17 protein-coding genes and 2 pseudogenes are annotated in these 21,702 nt (G+C 67.5%); 12 read left to right on the plus strand and 7 right to left on the minus strand.

Annotated elements, in window-relative coordinates:
- The first annotated feature begins 43 nt into the window (after nt 1–43).
- Together PFX91_RS11880 and PFX91_RS11885 are read left to right on the plus strand one after the other, a co-directional pair.
- On the plus strand, nt 44–976 hold the full coding sequence (locus tag PFX91_RS11880; protein WP_285731565.1) for a type II secretion system F family protein: 933 nt from the start codon (nt 44–46) through the stop codon (nt 974–976).
- 10 nt (nt 977–986) lie between these two features.
- A complete protein-coding gene (locus PFX91_RS11885; RefSeq protein WP_285731566.1) occupies nt 987–1,898 on the plus strand; it encodes a type II secretion system F family protein in 912 nt (303 codons plus the stop codon).
- Nucleotides 1,899–1,978: 80 nt separating this feature from the next.
- On the opposite strand, the pseudogene PFX91_RS11890 reads toward PFX91_RS11885, so the two are convergent.
- Nucleotides 1,979–2,098, minus strand: a pseudogene (locus tag PFX91_RS11890) (nitroreductase/quinone reductase family protein); the annotation flags it as partial.
- Nucleotides 2,099–2,591: 493 nt separating this feature from the next.
- Between PFX91_RS11890 and PFX91_RS11895 the strand changes: the two are divergent.
- A pseudogene (locus PFX91_RS11895) lies at nt 2,592–2,810 on the plus strand (integrase core domain-containing protein); the annotation flags it as partial.
- 155 nt (nt 2,811–2,965) lie between these two features.
- Here the strand turns inward: PFX91_RS11895 and PFX91_RS11900 are convergent.
- The gene (locus tag PFX91_RS11900) at nt 2,966–4,996 is read right to left on the minus strand and encodes a protein kinase domain-containing protein (protein WP_285731567.1); all 2,031 of its coding nucleotides are present in this window, start codon (nt 4,994–4,996) and stop codon (nt 2,966–2,968) included.
- Between the two features lie 529 nt (nt 4,997–5,525).
- Entirely contained in the window at nt 5,526–5,894 is a 369-nt protein-coding gene (locus tag PFX91_RS11905; RefSeq protein WP_285731568.1) for an ArsR/SmtB family transcription factor, read from the minus strand.
- Nucleotides 5,895–6,075: 181 nt separating this feature from the next.
- On the opposite strand from PFX91_RS11905, the gene PFX91_RS11910 reads away from it, so the two are divergent.
- The gene (locus tag PFX91_RS11910) at nt 6,076–7,089 is read left to right on the plus strand and encodes an LLM class flavin-dependent oxidoreductase (protein WP_285731569.1); all 1,014 of its coding nucleotides are present in this window, start codon (nt 6,076–6,078) and stop codon (nt 7,087–7,089) included.
- Between the two features lie 149 nt (nt 7,090–7,238).
- On the opposite strand, the gene PFX91_RS11915 is transcribed toward PFX91_RS11910, so the two are convergent.
- The gene (locus tag PFX91_RS11915) at nt 7,239–8,405 is read right to left on the minus strand and encodes a TIGR04222 domain-containing membrane protein (protein ID WP_285731570.1); all 1,167 of its coding nucleotides are present in this window, start codon (nt 8,403–8,405) and stop codon (nt 7,239–7,241) included.
- Nucleotides 8,406–8,939: 534 nt separating this feature from the next.
- Between PFX91_RS11915 and PFX91_RS11920 the strand changes: the two genes are divergently transcribed.
- The 5 genes from PFX91_RS11920 (at nt 8,940) to PFX91_RS11940 (ending at nt 14,228) form a co-directional block, all read left to right on the plus strand.
- On the plus strand, nt 8,940–9,149 hold the full coding sequence (locus PFX91_RS11920; protein WP_285731571.1) for a hypothetical protein: 210 nt from the start codon (nt 8,940–8,942) through the stop codon (nt 9,147–9,149).
- A gap of 40 nt (nt 9,150–9,189) precedes the next feature.
- Nucleotides 9,190–10,245, plus strand: a complete 1,056-nt coding sequence (locus PFX91_RS11925; protein WP_285731572.1) for an OmpA family protein — start codon at nt 9,190–9,192, stop codon at nt 10,243–10,245.
- Nucleotides 10,242–10,781 carry a hypothetical protein gene (locus tag PFX91_RS11930; protein ID WP_285731573.1) on the plus strand — a complete coding sequence of 180 codons (540 nt, stop codon included), beginning with the start codon at nt 10,242–10,244 and terminating at the stop codon, nt 10,779–10,781. Before PFX91_RS11925 ends, PFX91_RS11930 begins: the two co-directional genes overlap by 4 nt.
- A gap of 215 nt (nt 10,782–10,996) precedes the next feature.
- Nucleotides 10,997–11,491 carry an aggregation-promoting factor C-terminal-like domain-containing protein gene (locus PFX91_RS11935; RefSeq protein ID WP_285731574.1) on the plus strand — a complete coding sequence of 165 codons (495 nt, stop codon included), beginning with the start codon at nt 10,997–10,999 and terminating at the stop codon, nt 11,489–11,491.
- 307 nt (nt 11,492–11,798) lie between these two features.
- Nucleotides 11,799–14,228: a glycosyltransferase family 4 protein gene (locus PFX91_RS11940; protein WP_285731575.1), complete on the plus strand. Its 2,430-nt coding sequence runs from the start codon at nt 11,799–11,801 to the stop codon at nt 14,226–14,228.
- Nucleotides 14,229–14,277: 49 nt separating this feature from the next.
- On the opposite strand, the gene PFX91_RS11945 is transcribed toward PFX91_RS11940, so the two are convergent.
- Nucleotides 14,278–15,249: a hypothetical protein gene (locus tag PFX91_RS11945; RefSeq protein ID WP_285731576.1), complete on the minus strand. Its 972-nt coding sequence runs from the start codon at nt 15,247–15,249 to the stop codon at nt 14,278–14,280.
- Between the two features lie 429 nt (nt 15,250–15,678).
- On the opposite strand from PFX91_RS11945, the gene PFX91_RS11950 reads away from it, so the two are divergent.
- From PFX91_RS11950 to PFX91_RS11960, 3 genes are all read left to right on the plus strand, one after another.
- A complete protein-coding gene (locus PFX91_RS11950) occupies nt 15,679–16,770 on the plus strand; it encodes a VldE C-terminal domain-containing protein (protein ID WP_285731577.1) in 1,092 nt (363 codons plus the stop codon).
- 283 nt (nt 16,771–17,053) lie between these two features.
- Nucleotides 17,054–17,719 carry a hypothetical protein gene (locus PFX91_RS11955; RefSeq protein WP_285731578.1) on the plus strand — a complete coding sequence of 222 codons (666 nt, stop codon included), beginning with the start codon at nt 17,054–17,056 and terminating at the stop codon, nt 17,717–17,719.
- Between the two features lie 67 nt (nt 17,720–17,786).
- Complete coding sequence (locus tag PFX91_RS11960) at nt 17,787–18,647, plus strand: hypothetical protein (RefSeq protein ID WP_285731579.1); 861 nt, start codon at nt 17,787–17,789, stop codon at nt 18,645–18,647.
- On the opposite strand, the gene PFX91_RS11965 is transcribed toward PFX91_RS11960, so the two are convergent.
- Together PFX91_RS11965 and PFX91_RS11970 are read right to left on the minus strand one after the other, a co-directional pair.
- Nucleotides 18,640–19,680 carry a pectate lyase family protein gene (locus PFX91_RS11965; protein WP_285731580.1) on the minus strand — a complete coding sequence of 347 codons (1,041 nt, stop codon included), beginning with the start codon at nt 19,678–19,680 and terminating at the stop codon, nt 18,640–18,642. The two genes, PFX91_RS11960 and PFX91_RS11965, sit on opposite strands and share 8 nt — an antisense overlap.
- A 284-nt stretch (nt 19,681–19,964) precedes the next feature.
- Complete coding sequence (locus PFX91_RS11970) at nt 19,965–21,662, minus strand: ABC transporter family substrate-binding protein (protein ID WP_285731581.1); 1,698 nt, start codon at nt 21,660–21,662, stop codon at nt 19,965–19,967.
- Nucleotides 21,663–21,702 lie beyond the last annotated feature (40 nt).

Consider the following 21,702-nt stretch of genomic DNA (forward strand, 5'->3'; position numbering starts at 1 on the left):
CCGCGCCCGGAGGGGCGCTCCCCCCGACCGTATTGGAGCACCGATGACCTGGCAGTTCATGGCGATCCTCGGCGGCTTGGCCGTGGTGTTGGTGTTGGCGCTGTGGGCACTGTGGGAGTTCGTGGCCAGCGCCGAGCACAAGCGGCTGATCGCGGCCCGCAGCGCCCTGACCCAGGCCGAGTACGAGGCGTCCACCCCCATGGCACGGCTGGAGGCGGCCATCCACCGCACCCAGTGGGGCGCGCGGTTGCACCGCAGGATCGCCCGCTCGGGGGCGGACGTACGGCTGTCCACGTTCGTCCTCGCCCTGGGGGGCGGGTCGCTGTTGGCCGTCATCGTGGTCTGGCAGGTGCTGGCGCCCTTCTTCGGCCTGTTGGCGGCGGCCGGGGTGGCGTTCCTGTTCTTCTCCTACCTCAACCGGGCCGAGGCCAAGCGGCGTGAGGAGTTCACCGCCCAACTACCGGACCTGGCCCGGGTGCTGGGCAACGCGACCTCGGCGGGGCTGGCGCTTCCCACGGCCGTGGCGATGGCCGCCGAGGAACTGGACGGTCCCGCCGGTGAGGAGCTGGGGCGCATGGTGGAGTCGATGAAGTTGGGTGCGAGCTTCGAGGAGGCCGTCGGGGAACTGCGCGAGCGGATGCCCTCCCGGGAGCTGGGGGTGCTGTTGTCCACCCTGGTGGTGGCCTCCCGCTCGGGCGGTTCCCTCGTCACGGCGCTGCGCAACATCTCCACCACGTTGGAGAACCGCAAGGAGACCCGACGCGAGGTACAGACCATCCTCAGCGAGACCACGAGCACGGTGTGGGCTCTGGGGTTCATGTCGGTGGGCGCGCTGTTCCTGATCAACGCCATCGAACCGGGCATCATGCGCGTCATGACCACGTCCGTGGCGGGGATCGCGGTACTGCTGGTGGTGGCGGCGTTGTTCACCATCGGTTTCGTGCTGGTGTCCCGTATCACCAAGTTCGAACTGTGAGGTCCCCGACGTGAACGTCTCTCCGCTCCTGGTCCCCTTCGCCGCCGCGTCGGCGGGTGCGCTGGTCGTGGTGACCGCGTGCTACGGCCTGCACCTGGCCATGTCCCAGACCCGGGTGACGGTGGGCGGGACACCGGTACGTCCGACCCGGACCCGATCCGACGACACGTTCGTCCTGCACCGGATCACCGAGGCGGTCGGGCGGCCCTTCGCGCGGTCGTTGGAGGCGGCCCTGGGGCGAAGAAGGCTGGCCTCCATCGCCGAACGCATCGAGGCGGCGGGACGCCCCGAGGGGCTGACCCCGGAGCGCTACCTGCGGCGCAAGGTCGGCGAGGTTCTTCTGTACGGCCTCCTGGGCACCCTGATGTTCGTGTCCGGCAGTCCCCTGCTCGGGGTGGTGGTGCTCGCCTTCATGGGCCTGACCGATCTGAGCCTGTACGTGCAGGGTCAGGAGCGGGCGGACAGGGTGCAGTCGCAGCTGCCGGATTTCCTGGACGTGCTCGCGGTGACGGTGAGCGCGGGGATGTCCTTCCGCGCCGCGGTGGCGCGGGTGGCCGACTCCATGCCCGGGGTGCTCGCCGACGAGTTCAAGCTGGCGTTGCAGCAGATGGAGTTGGGCATCTCACGCCGTGAGGCCTTCGAGCTGTTGCGCCGCCGCAACCGTAACGAGTCGTTGAGCAAGTTCGTGACCGCGATCCAGCAGGCCGAGGAGTTGGGGGCGCCGCTCAGCGACACCCTGGTGGACATCAGCCGGGACATGCGGCGGGCCGACGCCCAGTACATGCGCCGCAAGGCCCAGCGCATGAACCCCCGGGTGACGATGGTGACCGCGGTGACCCTGCTGCCCGGCCTGCTCCTTCTCATCGTGGGGTCGATGTTCCTGGGCACCCAGGTCGACCTCGGTGCCATCCTGGGTGGTTGAGCATCCTCGAAGTGCCGGGGAGGCCCCTCCCTCGGGAGGGGAGGGGCCGTCGTGGGAGGCGGGCCCGGGACGGCCTCGAACTCCTCCGTGCCCGTCTCCACACGCACCAGGGGGTGGGCGAGGAGGTCGTGGTACCAGTCGGGATGGCGGTCCGCGCCACCTGCGGAACCGACGACGTACACGTGGCCTTCGGACCGGATGTAGCCGAGGGGGTGGCCCCCCTCCCCGTGATCTTGCTCTGGGTGTCACTGCCGGACACCTCCAGTGACGCTGGGAGCAAGATCACGGGGGAGGGGCGGGGCGCGGGGCGGTAGGGACCGTTGGTGGTTGCGGCTCGCTTCAGGTGTCCAGAAGTGATGCTGGTGTGAAGGGTGGGGTTCTGTTCGGGGTGAGGGTGTTGCTGGGGGCGTCCTCGACGGTGCACAGTGCTCTCAGCGGCACTGGCGAAGAAGGGGAGCGCGGAAGGGGCACGCCTTTACGGTCATCCCCTACGGCCTGGACATGACCACCGCACCGGGCTGGGGATCCATCCTTCAGCCCCACACCACTAACGAAAAACCCAGTAGGGAGTGTTTTTAGAGGGCTTTCGGGTCAGCGAGCGGCCGTGCAGGCGATCTCTCGCAAGACGATGTGCGAAGTTCAGCCTGGTCGTGCTTCACAAGCGCAGAGGCGTAGCGAGAGGCGGCCTGGTGGACGCGGCCCTGGCGTCCCCAGACCAACGGCAAGATCGAACGGTTCCACCGCACGCCGGCCACCGAGTGGGCCTACGCTCGCCTCTACTCCTGCGAGGCCGAGTGCCAAGCCGCCTATCCCGACTTCTTGGACTGGTACAACTACCATCGGCCCCACACCGGGATCGGAGGGCAGATCCCAGCAGCCCGTGTCACCAACCTCTGTGGTCAGTACACCTAGGTGACTTCCGTGGTGTGTGCGCTCGCGATTCACTCCCCGGCGGTTTCAAGGCGCCCGCGCACCCTCCCGATCGGCCCACTTCTCTTGACCGGTGGCACGCGACGCAGAAGTCAACCTATGTCATGCCCAGGTGCGGCACCAGCGCGCGGCCGGCCTCAATCCGCTGGGGGCCCGTCCTCCAGGGCGGCTTCGGCGGGGCGGACCAGGCCCGGGTCGGGGACGCCCAGGTCCGGTTCCCCGTTCAGTTCCACGAACGTGTACCGGGTGTACCAGAGCTCCGGCTCCGGAGCGGTCGGGGCCAGGAAGGAGATCGGGACGCCCTCCGAGACCGGGCGGCCGTTGAGGATCACGCCTCCTCCGGAGGCGCCCTCGGTGGAGAAGCCCAGCGGTATACCGTCCTCGGTGGCGACCAGGGTGAACATCGTGTCCGCCTCCTGTGTGTCGGAGGAGGAGAAACGGCCCTGTACCCGGACCGCGGGCACCTCGTCGGGGGCTTCGGTGCCCAGGTGGCCGTAGGCGTCCTCGGGGGTGGGGGGCGCGGTGAAGACCACCGGTCCGGTGTCGGTGGCGGTGCCGTTCTCCACGGCACGCACCAGGGGTTCGACGACGCGGTCCCGCGCGAAGACCTCCGCCCTCTCCCGGGTCTCGGGCTCGGCCTCGTACCAGGCCGGAAGCCCGTTCCACGCGGTGTTCTCCCCGCGCACCAGTCCTGTGTCGGTCCGGATCAGGTCACTGGTGCGCGCGCCGCTGACGGTGCTGGTCCAGCGCAGCGCCTCCGGCGGCCCGGACTGGTAGAACACGCGGTCGAAGAGGGTGGGTGTGGTCGCGGTGTCGCCGGGCAGGGGTTGGCCGTATCCTCCGCCGTTCCCGGCGTGGGTGACCATGGTGAGTTCGAAGGACTCCGCGGTCAGCAAAGCGTCGAGCGAGGCCGCCACCAGGTCCATACCGGCCAGGGGCTCGGTCCGGTGTTCCTCTGTGGAAGTGCCGGGATCGGGTGTCGGGGCGGGTTCGCTCTCCCTTTCGGGGGCCGCGGGTACGGGCTCGGCCTGGACGGTGTCGGTCTCTCCGGCAAGGGCGTCCAGGAACAGGTACCCTCCGCCGATCACCGCGGCCAGGAACACGACCCCGGCGACCGCCAGGACCGGGACACGGCGGATGAGGGCCTTGCGTCGGCGTCCGCGTACACGTCCCCCTCCCCTGGCCCGCCCCGGGCTCTTCCCCGGTGCCCCGCCGTCCTGTTCGACGAGGGCCCGGGCCACGGCGGCCCACTCCTGGGGGCGGTGTCCACCGGTGTCCACGCGCGGCCAGTGGGAGGTGATGAGCGCGTGCAGCCGCTGGGACCACGTATCGCGGGTGGCACTGTCCTCCACACCCGCCGCCAGCAGGCACTCCAGATAGATCTCCTCCGCGGGCGGGCGCAGGGACGGGTCCGCCGACAGGGCCCGGGACAGTACGGGACGCAGGTCCGAGGGAATCGCGGAGAGGTCGACGACGCCTTCGCGGGCTCGACGGGACACCTCCAGCGGGGAGGTGTCCGTACCGAACGGTTCGCTCCCGGTGGCTGCCAGGAACACCACGCAGGCCCACGAGAACACGTCGGAGGCGGGGTCGGGCCGGGAGCCCGTGTGGCGTTCGGGGACCGACCAGCCCGTGCTGCCCGAGGCGGTGCGCGAGTCTCCGTCGTCGATCCGGCGGGCGATGCCGTGGTCCACCAGAAGGGGGCCGTCCGGAGTCAGGACCACGTTGCCGGGTTTGACGTCACCGTGGGCGGCTCCGGTGGTGTGGAGTGCGGCGAGGGCCTCGGCGGTGCACGCGGCCAGGATCGCGAGCGCGTCCTCGGGCAGTGGTCCCTCCTCCCGCACGCGGCGGCCGAGGTCGGGGCCGGGCAGGTAGGGCACCGCCGCCCACGGTCGTCCGTGGAGGTCACCGCCCGCGCCGGCGCCCACGGCGAAGCGACCGTGGCGGACCGGGGCGGCGTCGTGGTCCGGGATCACCGCGGGGATCCACTCCTTGTGGGCGAGCTTGAGGGCGACCGGTTCCCCGGTCGGGGACACCGCGGCGTACACGACGCCCATGGCGCTTCCGCCGAGTCTGCCGATCAGCCGATGGTCGCCGATCTGGTCGGGGTCGCCGGAGGTGAGGGGGCGCACACGGGGCGGGAGGGAGCCGGACGGTTGTGAGGCCATGGGGGAAGTGCCTTCCACTCTCCTGGACCAGGGAGGGTGCGCCGATCCGGAGCACCGGTCCAGGGAACGTGAGTCTTCTGCCATCCGACCGTACGCTTCCGGGCATATCCCGCCCTGCCCGTCGTACGGTCACACAAGGGGGGATGGGGGCGAAGGTCTGAGGACGGAAGAATGCTACCGCCGAAGGACACCGGGCACGTCGGGCACCGGGGAGCCGTGAGGAGGCCCCGAGGAAGGTGAGAGGGGCCGCCGGGCGCGGGCGACGGAGACGGTCGTGGCCCGGACACGACCGCTCGTGGATCGAACACCGGGTGGAGGGGTTCGGCGCCTGACAGCCGTCCCCGCGACGATCACGGTGAGGGGTCGGCGTTCAGCCGGGTCCCCTGTCCGATCGTGACCGGACGCCGGCCCGTGCGGCGCCTCACCGTGACGCCGGGGCTCGGACGACTCAGGTGGTCCTGAGGCCATGACCATGCCCGGACTCGGACACACTCGGGTCGGAAGGGGCGGGGTGGGCGGGTCCTCGTCCTCACGACGCCGCTCGATCCTCGCGTACGCCGCCCTTCGCCATGGGGACGTCCACCGAGTCCTGGCATGCGAGAACGCACTCCAGCAGGCCGGGAAAACGGCCCTCCATCTCCTTGTCACGCAGCGAGACGAAGCACCGCGTCCCCTCGGTCCGGCTCCACAACAGACCGGCGTTGCGCAGGATCTTCAGGTGGTGGCTCAGGGTCGACCGCGCGATGGGCAGGTCGATGTCCTTCCAGGCCCGTTCCCTCTCCTCCATGGCGGCGAGCATCCGCACGATCCGCAACCGGGTCGGCTCGGCCAACGCGGCCAGGACGGTGACCAACTCCACCTCGTGGAGGTCGGGGTGCGGGTGCTCCCTCGGAGCCAAGGCGATCCTCCTCGCTCGGGCCCGGCCGGTGTCCGGACGGGATTTGTCCGGGGACAGTCGTGAGCGTACCGTCGTACTTCGATATTCGTCGAACATCGAACATCCATGTCCGTCGATGGCGAGGTCTGCGCCTCCCGACCTCGCGGCCGGATCCGCCACCGAGCAGAAGAAGAGAGCCATCATGTCCACAGTCGCGTTGTCCGTGCTCGACCACGCGAGCATCGCCGAGGGGTCCACCCCGGGCGAGGCGCTCCGTGAGGCGCGGGAGCTCGCCCAGCACGCGGAACGGCTCGGTTACAGGCGCTTCTGGCTGTCAGAGCACCACAACATGGAGGCCATCGCCAGCGCTGCCACCTCGGTGTCCCTGGGGTTCATCGCCGAAGGGACCTCCACCATCCGGGTCGGCGCGGGCGGAGTGATGCTTCCCAACCACGCGCCGCTGGTGATCGCCGAACAGTTCGGCACCCTGGAATCGCTCTACCCCGGGCGGGTCGACCTGGGCCTGGGCCGCGCTCCGGGGACCGACCCCCGCACGATGAGGGCGCTGCGCCGTGACAACCGCGCCTCCGCGTCCTTCCCCGATGACGTACGGGAACTACAGGGTTTCTTCGAGCCCGCCGAGCCAGGGCAGCCGGTGCGCGCGATCCCCGGGGAGGGGTTGCGAGTGCCGCTGTGGATTCTGGGCTCCAGCCTCTTCGGCGCCCAGTTGGCCACCCGGCTGGGGTTGCCGTACGCGTTCGCCTCGCACTTCGCGCCGGACGCGCTCTACGAGGCACTGAGGGTGTACCGGCAGGGCTTCCAGCCCTCGAAGCAGGCGCGGGAGCCCTATGCGATGGCGGGGGTGAACGCCTTCGTCGCCGACACCGACGAAGAGGCCGAATACCTGTTCACGACCATGCGTCAGGCGTTCCTGGGCACGTTGCGCGGGGCGCGCGGAAGACTGCGTCCTCCGGTGGACCCCCGAAGCCTGGACACCATGTGGCGTCCGGGCGAGAAGGAACGACTGGACCACATGCTTCGTTACTCGTTCGTGGGCTCACCGGAAACGGTTCGCCGCAAGCTCGAACTGTTCGTCACCGACACGGGCGTGGAGGAGTTGATGGTGTCGTCGATGATCTACGACAAGCAGGCTCGTCTGCGCTCGTTCGAGCTGCTGGCGGAACTGGCCGACCTGAAGCGTCCGGACCGAAGCTGATCCCACCGCACCCCGGTCAGAGGAATGTCAAGGGTGACGGCGCCGATCTGTAGGCAGGCAGTGGCACCGTCTCCTCCGACCGGGGACGCCGGGCGGGGTTCACGGAGGACCCCGCCCGGCGTCGTGTTCTGTGGGCCACGCGACGGAGGTCAGTCCCCGCCTCCGCCACCGCCTCCGCCGTCGCTGGATCCGCCGCCTGACCAACCACCCCCCAGGCCGCCTCCCAGACCACCGGAATCACCGCTCGCTTCGGTACCGGAGAAGACGATTCCGCCGCCCCACCCCTCACCGGAGGAATCGTCCCTCCCACCCCCGGACGAACTCTGGCAGCGTTCGGCGAAGGCGCCCACGCTCTCCAGACTGGTGGGTTCGATCTGCCCGGTACTCGCTGCGGCGTCCCCACGGGCGACGGACTCACCGCCGGCACCGCCGTCGTACCGGGAGCCGTCGTACCGGGACGGGACGAACCCACGCAACGCACGGAAACCGACGACCGCGGTATAGCGGATCGCCTGGTCTCGGGTCATACCGCCGTGGAGACGTGTACCGACGGAGAGAAGGTCGCTGGAAGGTCCGTAGCGTTCCCGGGCCACCTCGACCACCCTGTTCCCGAGAGAGGTGTTGGGGCGCGACACCGGACCACCGCTCGCCGACATCACCGCCCGCGCGACCGTCAGGGCCACCACGGCGGCCGTTCCCGCGACGAGGGCGGCCCAAGCGGTGTCGGTCCGCGCGAGGAGGAGCGCGCCCGCGCCGGCCGCGCCCACCAGCAACCCGAGCAGATGTATCCGCCGGATCGTCCTGGCCGCCTTCTCCCGCGCTCGAAAGGACTTTCGGAGCCGGGGCGAGTCGACGATCAGACCGGCTTCGATGAGCCTGGCACGGTGGCGTCCGACTCCCCTTCCCGTGGCGACCCGACCCACCACCTCGCGCGCACTGACGCCCGCGCGGCCACGGAGGGCCTTCACCAGATCGCGCCGGACGAGGTTCTTCTCATGGAAGGGATGCCGGGAGGGGCCGACGAGGGTGAGGAGCCCCCCGAAGGGCTGTTGACGTATACGACCGTGGAGGAAGGCGTCCATGAGGGCGGTCTCCCCCACCCTGACCGGCCCGCCGCAGAGCAGGGCCAGTTCGTGGGGGTCCAGGTCGTCGGGGTCCGGGGCGACGCCACCGGGATCGGCGTTCCCGTCGGCGGCCGACCTCAGGGCGGATCGGAGAACGAGGCCGGCACGAAGGACGGTCACCAGCGGAGCACCGCCGACCGCCAGCCCCACGAGCAGTGCCGTCCCCAGTACAAGAACCGTGCCATCGTCCAAGGCGCCGCCTCTCGGGCTGTGATTCCGAGATCCGTCAGGGGTGCGGAGATGGGGATGGGGATGGCGGAAGTCGCCGCTGGGAGGCAGCGGACTTCCGGGCGTACGCCCCGGACGGAAACTGAGGAATCCATACAACACCAGAGGATTCCGACGTAGGGGATGGCCTGGCATTTTGCGCCCGGCCATGGCATCTCCCGTAACACACGTGTCATCATGGTGCCCCGCTGAGCCCCGACCGTGACTCCCACCGCGAGGAAGCGTGACCGCGAATAAATCTGGGAAGACGCTCCTACCTGGGCTTTCTCCTTGTCCTGTGGACGACGTGTGGACGCGCTTCCCCTGGGGCATCCTGAAGGAGGATGGCCGCATCCGGCCAGAACGACAGTGGCCACAGGTGTTGATGTCCGGCAGCGGATTCGATGAACCTGTACCTTCCACGCAAAACCCCTGGTGGGCCCGCCCAGGGTCCTTCCCCGAGCAAGAGGCCGCGAAGATGTGGTGCCGTAAGCCCCCTTCCCCCGAGGAGACAGCCCCATGAACAACCTGACCGCGCTCTGGGCGAAGCTCAGAGCCTTCCTTGTGCCGACCTCTCAGAAAGAGGACCGAGGTGCCACAATCCTCGAATATGCTGCCGTTATTATCCTGATCGCAGGTGTTGTCGCGGCAATCACTGCTATCGGCATCCCCAGCAGAATCGGCCAGTCCATCACTACCGCTATAACGGAAATCCTCACTGGATACTAGCCATATATAATAAAGAAAATTCTACCGACACTAGAGCATCATGCGCAAAAATAAGAAACAGACACCCTGCCCCCCACAAAGAAAAGATGGGAGTGCCTCAAATCGCTCTTTAGCATCACTCATGACTCTCACTCTTATCACCTCCGGGTGTGTCGTTAATTCCGAGGGGGCACCCTCTGAAAAAACAGAGAGGGAACAGTCCTCACAAGAACAAAATAAAACAGAAGAAAATCTAAAAGAAATCTTGGCCAGCACCACCTCATCTTCTACGGAAATTGGCAGTGACCTGCAAATAGATATTTACGCACTCGAAAACGTCTCACCTGGACTACTAAGGCTTAAATTTGGGGTAACCAATAAATCCGATTCCGATTTTGTTCTCAATTTTGGACTCACTGTAGACGAAAAACCAAATACTGCCAGCAGAATAACTCTTATTGACGCTAAAAATCAAAAAAGAATGTTAAGCTATGAACAGAGCGATGGATCTTGCTTCTGTTCAACATGGGACGGAAAAATCTCCAGCGGAGCAACTGAAAATATGTGGGTCGCCTTCCCTCTACCCGTCACAGAAGACGTAGAGAAACTAACCATAACTACACCTCTCACTCCTCCACTAATAGATATCCCTATAACGCAATCTTCAGAGACACTTGAAAACCAAGGGTTATCCTCGCCAGAAATCCTAGATCTAACATTTATTTCTGATGACACGGAAGATCAAACCGGGAGGACAGAAAACAACGAAGAAATTAGCATCATCCTCTCCTCGGATGTTCTGTTCGAAACGGATAGCGCAGAACTTAGCCCTGAAGCTCGAGATATACTTGAACAAGTCGCCACGGAGATCAACGGTGCAAGCTCTAACATGGTCGAAATAGACGGACATGCTGATAACACCGGAAGCGATTCGGTCAACATTCCTCTATCTCTTGATCGCGCTAGTTCCGTAGAAAAGATTCTACGAGAATTGGTCACCCGAAAGGGAGTCACCTTCAATGTTGAGGGCCACGGAGCAGAAGATCCGATCGCTGATAATGACACGGAGGAAGGGCGCGAACGCAACCGGAGAGTCAGTGTCACGTTCGAAAAATGAGTGAGTACACAGTGAAAATTAAGAGACTATTCACACTCTTAATATCAGCCACAGTTATTTTAACCCTGACCACTACGGGAATGAGCGCAGCTTCCTCATCACCTAAAAACAGTGATCTTGCGATCCTCGGGAGCTCCAATGGAACTAATGATTTGTCAAGACAGTTAGTGGCAGAGGTAAATGAAGCTTACCGAAACCAGCAAGGCAACCTTCTATCTGTTACTTGGGGGATCTATAATACAGGCGACAACCATGTTGTACTTTCCTGGCTAAATCAGTACTCATATGTTTACTCAGGGCCAAATTTTGCTGGCGTCACCGCCTTTGACCCCAAAGAAGGAAAGCGATTTCACCCAGTAATGGACGGCGAAAATTACTGTCTTTGCTCCGGCGAATATTCAGTTCAACTACAAGAAACAGCAGTACCAAGATCCACCGTCACATATTGGTCCATGTACTCTGTGCCTGAAGATCTCGAATCGATCACTATAGAGATCCCGGGGTTCGACCCCATCGAAGACATCCCCATCTCCTGAGACTCCCCCACACCCACCCGCAGGAGGCGGCGTTGCCCACCTCTCACCACTCCCGCTCACCCCGCTCACCTCGCTCACCCCGCTCGAAGGTTCCCCCTCGCTCCCCCTCCGCCGGGGCGTCCCGATCGCGAGGCCGTTTCCGGACCGACCGCCTCCTTTCCCCGCTGCGCCCCGCCTGTGGGTCCGCGAGGGACCGGGGCGCGGCGTTCGTCGAAATGGCTGCGGTCACCATCCTGGTCGCGGCGATCATGGTCGCGGTCTACCAACTCGAGCTCAGCCGGACTTTCAACAACGGGGTTCGACAGATGGTCTGCCTTGTCGAAGGGCCGGGATGCGGGGAGCAGACCTGGGTGGACGCCGACAGGCCCGAGGAGCCCGAGGAATACGAGTGGGGCGGCGGCAACTCCAACGCCCTGGAGAACGAGTCCCTCGCCATGCACGGGGCCGAGCAGCGAGGATGGACCGACACCGAGTGGGGGTGCCTGAAGAACCTGTGGAGCGCCATTTCCCACTGGGACCACACCCTCGTCAATCCCACGACCGGCGAGCACGGCATCTCCGGCTTCAATCCGGCGCGACACGGTTCCATGCCCTCCGGCTTCCCTGACAGCCCGTCCGTCCAGATCGACTGGGGACTGGACCACATCGCCCAGGAGCACGGCACCCCCTGCGTCGCCTGGGCCTACTGGGAGGACACCCGCACCTACTGACGCCCCGCGACGAACGGTGCCGTCAGTCACTTCCACGCCCCTTCCCCGCGCATCCGCGACACGCCTACACGAACACCGCCCCCGACTTCGGGCGTGTCGCTTTCGCGGCGCGTGAAAGTTCCGCAAAAGAACCACAGAGCACGGTAAATCTTCGGGACTCATCAGACATAAAGGGCATTTCTGTCTAGGCGATGTCCATAGCCTGCTCGTTCTTCTCCCGCTCTTCCCCCGTCAGGGGACCTCGGGGCCGTGAACGGGCAGCGCCGCCGCTCCGGCCACGGGGCGGCGCCGAGACCACGGGGGCTCTGTGAAGATCGCCTATCTGATCCACGACATGTACGGCATCGGCGGAACGATCCGTACCGTCGCCAATCAGGCGGCGGCGTTGTCGGCACGACACGAGGTCGAGATCGTCTCCGTGTTCCGCCATCGCGAGAAACCCGCCCTTCCGGTGCCCGAGCAGGTACGCCTGATCCCCCTCGTCGACATACGCGACCACGACGAGTCCCACGGCACCGGAGACGGGGGACGTCCGCTCTACGAGGGCGACGGAAGGGCCGGTGTGCCTCCGCTGCTCTACCCGGAGGAGGACACACGCGGCCCCGACCACAGTCGCCTGACCGACGAGCGCTTGGAGAGGTACCTGGCCACCACCGACGCCGACGTGATCGTGGGGACTCGGCCGGGGCTGAACGTGGTGATCGCCCGGGCCGCTCCTTCACACGCGTTGAAGGTGGGGCAGGAGCACCTGACCTACGAACAGCACCACGAGGCGCTGCGCCGCGTGATGGAGGCCGAGTACCCGCATCTGGACGCCTTCGTGACGGTGACCGAGGCCGACGCGCGCACCTACCGCCGAAGGATGTCGCTGCCGGGGGTGCACGTGTCGTCCATCCCCAACTCGGTGCCCGCACCGCCCTTCACGGCCAACGGCCACAACACCCGCACCATCGTCTCCGCCGGAAGGCTCGCGCCCAGCAAGCGCCACGACCTGCTGGTCCAGGCGTTCTCCATGGTCAGCGACGAGTTCCCCGACTGGACCCTGCGCATCTACGGACGTGGTGGTCGACGCGCCGCGCTGGCCAAACTGGTGGACTCCCTGGGGCTCCAGGACCGTGTGTGGCTGATGGGGGCCCATCCGCGCGTGGAGGAGGTCTGGGCACAGGGGTCGTTCGCGGCCACCACCTCCAGCGAGGAGCCGTTCGGGATGACGATCGTCGAGGCCATGCGGTCGGGGCTGCCGGTGGTGAGCACCGACTGCCCCCACGGGCCGGCCTCGATCATCCATGACCACGAGGACGGGCTGCTGGTGCCCAACAAGTCGGTCTCGGGGATCGCCGAGGGCCTGGCCGAGTTGATGGCCGACGATGGGCTCCGCCGCCGCATGTCGTCCGCGGCCCTGACGGACTCCGAGAGGTTCGATCCCGCCAACGTGGTCCTCCAGCACGAGCGGCTGTTCTCCGACCTGAGCGGCCGGTCGCTTCCCCCTCCGGGTCCGGCGGTGCCCGTGCCCCGTCCCGAGCCTCCCGCCTCCTGTCGGGTGAACGCGGGCGCGGACGGGACCGTGACGCTGTCCTTCCCCGACCCTCCCGACGCGGTGGCGCTCGTCGGCTCCGGGCGGAGGGTGGAGTCGGCCGTGGGTCCGGACGGGAGCGTGGTCGTGGACGCCGCGCGCGACCGTCTGGTCCCACGCACATGGGAGGTGCTGCGCGTCGACGGCTCCGAGGAGAAGCCCGTGCGCGACGTGGAGATCCACCAGCACGGATATCCGCTCGCGCCCGAGGAGGTCGAACGGCTGGCCCTGGTGGTGCCCGCCCGTTCGGCCAAGGGCGAGTTGGTCCTGCACACGCGCCGGTCGGATCACCACGCGGAGGTGGTGGGCGTGGAGTCCGAGAACGGACGGATCACCGTTCGGGGGCGGGTGCTGGGACGGCGGGTCCCGGACGCCGACGCGCGCATGGTGGTGCGCATGCGCGCCTCACGCGACACCAGCAGGGAGTTCCCCGCCCTGGTGGAGGGCGACGGCGGCTTCACCGCGGTCATCGATCCGGCGACCGTGGTCCGTGGCCGGGAGGGGGAGTCGGAGAAGTGGGAGCTGCGTCTGGTCCTGTCCGACGGAGGCGAGTGCACGGTCGGACGCCACCTGGCCGGGGTCACGGGATACAAGAAGATCATCAGGTATCCCGCCCAGAAGGTGCGTCCCGAGCACGGTTCCGGTTCGCGGGTGCGTCCCTACTACACCGTCAACGACCGCCTGGGACTACAGACGTCGCCGTTGGCGCCGATGCTGGAGGTGGGTGAGCTGCGGGCCTGCCCCGCCGGGTACGGCGGGCACGGGATGCGCTTGGAGGTGCGTCTGTCCTCCCCCTTGCCGGAGGGGGCCTCCTACGCCGTGGAGGTGGTGCGCGGCAGCGGCGCCGGGCAGCGCTTCCCGTTGTTCCCCGTCCCCTCCCCTCGTGGCGCGGACGGCCGTGTGAGGGGCGCTCTGCCGCTGCCGCCGCGTGGGGAGGCGGGAGACGCCGCGCTCAGTCGGTCGTGGCGTCTTCGTCTCCTGGTGGGGCCGGCCGAGTCCTTGGGCCGTCTGGGGGCGGGAGCGGTTCCCGTGCGCACCGCGCGCCGTTGGCACCGCGGTCCCTATGTCCGCTCGGTGTCCGTGACTCCGCTGGGCGGCGGCGACCTCAAGGTCACCGCCGCCGACGTCCACGTGTGGGAGGCCCTGCGCCGAAGGCTGCCGTGAACGCGGTGCGGGTCCTCTCCTTCGGCCCGCGCCGCCTCCATCCGCGTTCCTAGGCCCGAGGTCGGGGACTTCCTGTGCGGATCATGCGCTGGGCCAGGCTGAGCCTGTCCAGCAACCAGTCGGGCAGATGGTCGGCGCCGCGCGGGAACCACTGGATGTCGTGGTGGAAGCTGCGGGGGTCGGGCTCGACGTCGAACTCGGGCGGGGTGTCGTGGTCGAAGTGCGCCCCGATCTCGCGTGACCCGTCCACCGTGAGGCGGGCGGTGAACCACGTTCCCTTCCCCGGCTGGTACATGCCCGTGCGCAGCCGGTCCAGCATCCGCCCGACCTCGGGCAGGAGCAGGTCCCACTCGAAGCCTCCGTCCTCCCTGCGCACCATCAGGCGCGAGCAGGACACTCCCACCAGACCTCGGCGTTCGATGACCAGCTCGCTCCACTGTCCGTACACTCCGGCGATCGTGCGGTCGACGATCTCCTGGACGGTGTCCATCATCTCCTCGGGGGTCATGTCGCCCGGTGCGATGCGTGTCCGTGGCGCTCGTCTCGGCGCGGTGGCCAGTCCGCTCCACGGGGAGGCGCTCTCGACCGCGGCCCCCGACAGGCGGTCGCCCTCCAGGTACTCCCACAGCCAATCGGGCACGTACTCCTCGTCCCGGGGGAAGAACTCCAGGTCCAGCAGGCAGCCGGCCCTGTCCAGGGGCTCGTCGAAGTGGGGTTCGTTCTCGTGGTCGTAGCGGACCCGGTAACTGCCTGGACGCCCGACCTCGTAGTAGGCGGTGTACCAGGTGCCCTTCCCCTCGGTGTACATTCCCGCCCGCAGTTCCCGCATCAGTTCCAGGGCGGCCAGCGGTGGCACGCATCCGGTGCTGCGTCCGTCTTCGAACATCACCTCGAATCCGGCCGCCTCGTAGGCGCCCAGCCCCGAGTACACGAGACGGAGCTTGACCCAGTCGTCGGGGGCTGCCCGAAGCAGATCCGTCCCGATCCGGCGGAGGGACTCGTCCTTTTCGACGGGGGTCATCGCTTTACGGGGGTCCATCTTCTCGTCTTCGCTCCATCTGCTGCCGTGGTTCGATGAATCGGGCGTCGCGGCGTCCTCCGCCGAACGCGCACCGTTCAGAGTCCATATTCCTGTGTTCGGCCCATGCGCGGACGGATATTCGGACAAAATACGGGTTTCATTTTTCGGGCGCTCGCTCGGCTATGTATCGCAATACGGACAAAAGCCTTAGTTCGCTTCACTTCTCCCGTTCTTCACCAACACGAACGTCCTTCCGGTCACCGTGCGCGACGATCACCGTCCACAGCCCCTACCGCCGCCGAGCCGGCCCGGATAAGCTTCGCCGAGCGGGGTGTCGTCCTCCGGTCACATGATCACCACGCACGGTGCTCCCCCGGAACCGGGCGACCGCACTCCCCTCCCTCGGAAGTCGACCCCCACGGACAAGGCATGGGACTGCGAAGGATCCTTCCCCAGCGGGCCCCGCGGCCCCGACTACGCCTGTCAGGCCGCGGAGACGACGGACAGGCCGGCATCCTGTTGCTGTTCGGGCTCACCCTGGCCCTGCTGGCGCTGACACTGCTGTTCGTGAGGGTGGGCGCCGCCAACGACTCGCGCTCCCGGACCCAGACCGCCGCCGACGCCGCCGCGCTGGCCGCGGTGGGCGCTCTCCAGGACAAGGCCGCACGGGACATGGTGGAGGGCGTGTACCCCATGCCCTGGTTCGACGAGGAGGTCGCCAAGGGACGCGCCGAGGAGTACGCCCGGGCCAACGGGGCTGTGCTCACCTCCATCCGCGCCAGCGACAACGTCATGGGACGCAGCGGCAACATCGTGCGGGTGGAGGTGCGCGGAGCCGTGTGCCAGAAGGAACTGGAGGAGGACGGTTCCCGGCACTGGAACGACGTGGTCTGCGACGGCACCGAGGACGAGACCCGCACCGTGGTCGGCAACGCCTCGGCCATCGCCGTCGTCCGGGTCTCCCCCGAGTGCGGCCGGGACGGCGGCGACCTGATCTGCGGCGGTGCGACCATCACCGACTTCCGCACCGCCAAAGGACTGATCGACGTGCACCTGGTCGACCAGGAGGGCCGCTACAAGTTCAACCCGAGCTTCGTCTTCGGTGGAGGGCCGATGGTGGACTGTTCCTCCCTGGGCGCCCTGCACCCGATCATGTGCGCGGTGCACGAGCGCCTCCAGGCCGAGTTCGGCGGCTTCTACCTCAGTGCGGGCGGCCGGCGCGAGGAGCCGGGAAGCGACCACCACACCGGTGAGGCCGTGGACTACATGATGGCGAGCCTGGGAGGCGTGCCCACGCCCGAGATGCACGCCACCGCCGTCCAGGTGATCAACTGGGCGATCCAGAACTCCCGGCAGCTGGGGATCAAGGGCGTGATCTACGAACAGCACATCTGGAACGCCACGCGCGACCCCATCGGCCCCTGGGAGAGCGTGCGGCGCCGGATGGACGACAGGCGGGACAACACCCAGAACCACATCGACCACATCCATCTGGCGGCGGGTGTGGGCGACATGCGCTGACGTCGGCCTCCCCAGGCTTCGCGGGGGACCGTCCACAGGTTCGGCGGGGCCTTGCACGGAGGCGCGGCCTCGCCCAACCTGGAGGTCATGACGGTCGGTGAGCGGGTCCCCGCCCGCCGTCCTTCCTCCCGACCCGGGGCTCCCTCCTCTTCCTCCGAGTGCCCCGCCGTGTGTGCCCGCCCGGGACAGGGACGCGCTCCGCCGGTCCGGTGGTCTTCGCGAGGACCGGTACCGCGGGACCTGACACCGCGGCGGCACACCGGTGGGAGAGAAGGGGCCGGGCATGGACCGGGGCAACGCCCTGCTGGAGTACGCGGCCCTGCTGTTGGTCGTGGTCTGCCTCGGCGTCATGGCCTTCGGGCCGTTTCAGGCACTGCCCGGACACCTGCGCGGCGCCGTGCACCGGGCGCTGGACTCCGCCGGTGATCCGTCCGGTGCCGAGGAGACGCCGGACGGCGGGGCCGCAAATCCCGATAGTGACGGGACCACAATCAGCCGCGACCTCGCACTGGACGGTGACTGGAGACTGGATCCGGCGGCGGCGGCCGAAGCGGTCCTGCGGTGTGCGCATGCGGTGCCCGCGCCCACCCCACCGGCCCGCGTGGACTGCGCGTTGGCCCTCCTGGGGATGTTGGACTCACCGGTGCTGGAGGCCACCGTCCTGCGATTGCAGGGCGATGAGCTGTACGAACTCTTCCTCCACCCCTCCTTCACCTCGACCGCGGTGGCCCGGGCCGCGGTGCGGACGCTGTGGGAGCACGCCGGGACGGAAGCCCTGCGAAGGCTGTCGCGGACACGCACGTTCGGCTTTCTGGAAGCGTTCGTGGACTCACCCCACCGCGACTGGGTGCTCGTCTTCGTGAGGGCGGGCGGCGATCACGTACGTGCGGCGATCGAACGAAACGGTACGTCACCGCGTCGTACAAACCGTCACTCTCCGATCCCCTGAACAAGACGAGCAGCGAACCCCCACGACGATCCGCAGAAACGAGGCCCCGGCCGTGTCGATGCCGTCGATGCCGCACATCACTCCGGACGAGCACCCCTCCCCCTCCGGAGGAAAGCCCGGTTGGCCGCTCCGCGTCCTCGTGGTGCTGGCCTGCTTGGCGGTGGTCGCCAGTGGGTGGGGTGTGGCACGGCTGGCCATCGGCGACACGCAACGCCCGGTGGAGGCGGACGACGGTCCCGAGTCCCGACCACCCCGGAGTGGGCCGGGCTCGCGGGACGCGGTCCCCGAGGACGCCGAGGCCTACCTGTCCACCTCGGTGGAGTTGGTGGAGTCGGCCTCGGCCTTCCACATGACCTTCGTGGCCTACGACGGCGTGGCCGGTTCCGAGGGTCCGGTCACCGCTTCGGACTCCCTCCGGGAGACCTCGGAGCCGGAGGAGGCGGGGCGGGGGGAGGCCGTCTACCGCGCCGGGGCCGCGCCCGAGTTCGACCACGCCTTCACCACCGCGGACGACCGGAGCGTGTACCGCTACGACATGGGCGGCGGCCGACTCATGATGACCTCCGGTCAGGGCCTGAAGTTGCTGGATCCACCGGAGGCGGCCGACCGCTACCTGTGCTCACGGGACTTCGGCTCGGCCAAACTGCGCGAGGTGCTCGACACCTCCCCCGACCTGGCGTTGACCGGCCCGGAGGAGGTGAAACTGGAGTGGCCGGGTCTGAGCGCCACGCACAGCGCCTACCACTACACCGGCACCTTCACGACGATGCTGGGCGGTTTCGACCCCGGGGCGGGCCGCAACACCCTCACCGTGGTGGAGGAGGCCTCGTTCGACCTGTGGATCGACGAACGGGGCTACCCGCGACGACTCGACTACCTCGCACCGAACGGTGTCGGGGAAAGTTACGAGTACCACTCCTTCAGCTGATCCCGGCCCGCGCGACGACGACGTCGGGCACGTTGGTGGTGTCGTCCAGCTCGTAGGCATAGGGGGGATCGGGCACGTCTCCGCGCAGGTCCGGTTGTCGGGAGTCCACCAGCAGGTTGTTACGAGTGACCACGTTGCCCGGCCGCTCCTCCTCGGTGGACACCGACAGCCGGGTCCTCTCGAAGTAGTTGCCCTCCACCAGGACGTTGGAGTCACGACCGGACTGGACCCCGTACTCGGGGTTGGAGTGATAGTAGTTGTTGAACACGTGCACGTGCTCGGCGAACCGCGCCCGCGGGTGACGGCCCGAGGTCCCGTCGAAGTGGTTGTGGTGCACGGTGACCCTCAACGCGCCCGGTTCGTCCTCCGCGTCGCCGATGGTGATCGCGGACTCGGAGTCACGGAAATGGTTCCAGGACAGGGTGACGTGGTCGGCCCCGCCGGTGACCGAGATCAGGGAGGAATCGCCGCCTCCGGAGAAGGTGGACCCGTCCACCCACACGTGGTGCGCGCCTCCGCTCACGGTGATCGCGGTTCCTTCGGCCTCCATGCTCAGATTGGACAGGATGACGTTGTCCGAGCCGTCGACCACGAGTCGGCCCCCGGTCAGCTCGGCGCCGCCGTCCACACCGACGAGGGTCTTGTCGGATCCGACCTCGACCTCCCCCTCCAGGTCGATCCTTCCCTCGACCCGCACCGTGAGCGGCTCCTCGGCGGCCAGGTGGTCGGCCAGTTCGTCGGCGTCGGAGGCCGTGACGGTCTCTCCCGCGCTTCCGCCGACCACGCCCGGGTGCTCCTCTCCGTCCCGTTCCAGGGGTTCGGCCGCCCAACCGACGGGGGTCCCGAACGGGAACGGCTCGTCGCTCTCCTCCTTCGACGGGGATTCGGCCTCGTCGGCCTCGGTCGTCGCGGTGTCGGTCGGAGCACCGTCCGGCGGCTCCACGGCCGTTGCCCCCTCCTCGGGGGCGCAGGAGGTCACAGCGACGCACAGCAGCGCCGCCACGGTCACGACGGCGATCGGATGGGGTCTCATCGCAGGCTTTCCAACGAGCAGGATGATGGGGGGAGGGAAGGGTCCCCACCTCGCTGATATCGCACTTGTGGTCGTTTTCGACACGGGGGATGACCATAAGCACATATCCCTGCGAACAGGGCCGAACCCGCACTAGACATTGCCACAGCCGGATCCGCGGCCCCAACCCGGGCCGAGTGTCGGGGGCGCTCGGAGAACACACGGCGAAGGGCGCCGGTCCCGACCTGGGACCGGCGCCCTCCGCTCCGTGGGTTCGGCGTGCCGTGAAGGCCGCCGTCACCGTCCTACTCGGCGGCCCAGCCGATGTCCTCGTAGACGTAGCCGGAGGCCAGCCCGAACTCGCCCCAGTTGTGCAGCTTCTCGTTCATCACGTACAGACCCGGACGCTCGAAGAACGGGATGCTCACGACCTCCTCCCACAGCAGGCGGTCGATCTCGTTGGCCAGTTCGGCGTAGCGGTCGGGGTCGGTCTCGGCCCGCATCTCGTCGAACTTGGCGTCGATCTCCTCGGTGCCGATACGGGAGAGGTTGTTACCCCACTCGCCGTCGTCGTTCGGCATGCTGTAGTTCTCCTTGGCGTCCCCGGCGTAGGGGTTGGAGCCGACGAGGACGTAGGTGGCCACCTCGTAGTTGCCCGGGATGACGTACTCGGAGAACAGGGCGTTGCCCGGCACCGGCCGGACCTTGACCTCGATGCCGATCTCGGCGAGCATGTCACGGCCGATCTCGGCCTCGTCCATGGCGATGGCCAGATCATCGGAGGCCACCCAGTCCAGGGTCAACGTCTCGCCGTCCTCGTTGGTGCGGTACCGCTCACCCTCCTCCAGCGTCCAGCCCGCCTCGTCGAGCAACTCCCCGGCCCGCTCGGGGTCGTACTCGCCGTAGCCCTCGCTGTTGTCCTGGTAACCGTTCTGGCTGGACCTCAGCAGACGGTTGGTCTCACCGGTGATCGGCCAGTCGACCGAGCCGAGGGCGACCTCGGCCAGGGCGTCGCGGTCCAGTCCCAGGGAGACGGCGTGACGGACACGGACGTCCTCCAGGCGCGGGCTGCCGCCGTTGAGCGCGGCGAAGCGCTGGCCGTTGTTGACCGCCTCGGTGAAGTAGGTGCCCTCGCGGTCCTTGAGCAGCTCATAGCCGGCGGCGTCGTAACCGAGGTAGAAGCCGTCGATCTCACCGTTGTTGAAGGCACCGGCCATGGCGTCGCCGGCCATGGCGTCGAAGACGATCTCGTCCAGCAGGGGTTCGGTGCCCCACCAGTCCTCGTTCTTCTTGATGGTGATGCGCTCGGCGACGTCGTCGAACTCCACGTCTCCGAAGGGTCCCGCGGTGACGGGGTAGTCCTTGACGTAGCCCTCCTTGAAGAGCTCGTCGTCCTCCATGTACTCCTTGGGGTACAGCGGGGAGAACAGGGACGGCCACTCGGAGTAGGGTTCGTCGAATCTCAGGGTGAAGGAGTAGTCGTCCTCACCCGGGACGAACTCTGTGACCTGGTCATAGCCCGCGGTGCCACCGAGCTCCCAGTCCCCCTCGCGCTCACCGCTGACGGTCTCGAGTTGGGCGTGGTAGTCCTCAGAGGTGATGGGCTCGCCGTTGGACCACACGGCGTCCGGGTTGAGTTCGTAGAACACCTCCAGGCCGTCGGCGCTGACCCCGTAGTCGAGCACGAAGCCGGTGTTGGGCGAGTGCAGTCCTTCGGCGTCGTAGCGGGTCGGGTCGGGCAGGACCGCGGCGGTCACAAGGCGCACGTTGGCCTGGTTGCCCTGGACGTGCCACATGTTGTGCTGCTCGTCATAGGCGCTGAGAGCCCACACGAAGGTGCCGCCCTCCTTCAGGCCCTCGCGGGGCGCGGGGTTGAGGTCCTGGGCCGCCAGCGAGGCCACCTCCTGGCGTGCCTCGCCCCGATCGTCATCGCCGTCGCCACCGCAGGCGCTGGTGACCATCACCAGCGCCGCGACGAGGGCGAGATAACGCACCTTCGGCATGGGGGTTTCCTTCCTGGGGTGATCGGACAGCGCGGGGTGG

Source organism: Nocardiopsis sp. ATB16-24 (assembly GCF_030271535.1).
GTDB lineage: Bacteria > Actinomycetota > Actinomycetes > Streptosporangiales > Streptosporangiaceae > Nocardiopsis.

Excerpts from the sequence above, each read along its gene's own strand:
- PFX91_RS11955 (WP_285731578.1), top strand. The coding sequence starts at position 17,054 with ATGGACCGGGGCAACGCCCTGCTGGAGTACGCGGCCCTGCTGTTGGTC.
- PFX91_RS11965 (WP_285731580.1), bottom strand. The coding sequence starts at position 19,680 with ATGAGACCCCATCCGATCGCCGTCGTGACCGTGGCGGCGCTGCTGTGC.
- PFX91_RS11950 (WP_285731577.1), top strand. The coding sequence starts at position 15,679 with ATGGGACTGCGAAGGATCCTTCCCCAGCGGGCCCCGCGGCCCCGACTA.
- PFX91_RS11960 (WP_285731579.1), top strand. The coding sequence starts at position 17,787 with ATGCCGCACATCACTCCGGACGAGCACCCCTCCCCCTCCGGAGGAAAG.
- PFX91_RS11970 (WP_285731581.1), bottom strand. The coding sequence starts at position 21,662 with ATGCCGAAGGTGCGTTATCTCGCCCTCGTCGCGGCGCTGGTGATGGTC.
- PFX91_RS11935 (WP_285731574.1), top strand. The coding sequence starts at position 10,997 with ATGGCTGCGGTCACCATCCTGGTCGCGGCGATCATGGTCGCGGTCTAC.
- PFX91_RS11920 (WP_285731571.1), top strand. The coding sequence starts at position 8,940 with ATGAACAACCTGACCGCGCTCTGGGCGAAGCTCAGAGCCTTCCTTGTG.
- PFX91_RS11910 (WP_285731569.1), top strand. The coding sequence starts at position 6,076 with ATGTCCACAGTCGCGTTGTCCGTGCTCGACCACGCGAGCATCGCCGAG.
- PFX91_RS11945 (WP_285731576.1), bottom strand. The coding sequence starts at position 15,249 with ATGACCCCCGTCGAAAAGGACGAGTCCCTCCGCCGGATCGGGACGGAT.
- PFX91_RS11925 (WP_285731572.1), top strand. The coding sequence starts at position 9,190 with ATGCGCAAAAATAAGAAACAGACACCCTGCCCCCCACAAAGAAAAGAT.
- PFX91_RS11880 (WP_285731565.1), top strand. The coding sequence starts at position 44 with ATGACCTGGCAGTTCATGGCGATCCTCGGCGGCTTGGCCGTGGTGTTG.
- PFX91_RS11930 (WP_285731573.1), top strand. The coding sequence starts at position 10,242 with ATGAGTGAGTACACAGTGAAAATTAAGAGACTATTCACACTCTTAATA.
- PFX91_RS11900 (WP_285731567.1), bottom strand. The coding sequence starts at position 4,996 with ATGGCCTCACAACCGTCCGGCTCCCTCCCGCCCCGTGTGCGCCCCCTC.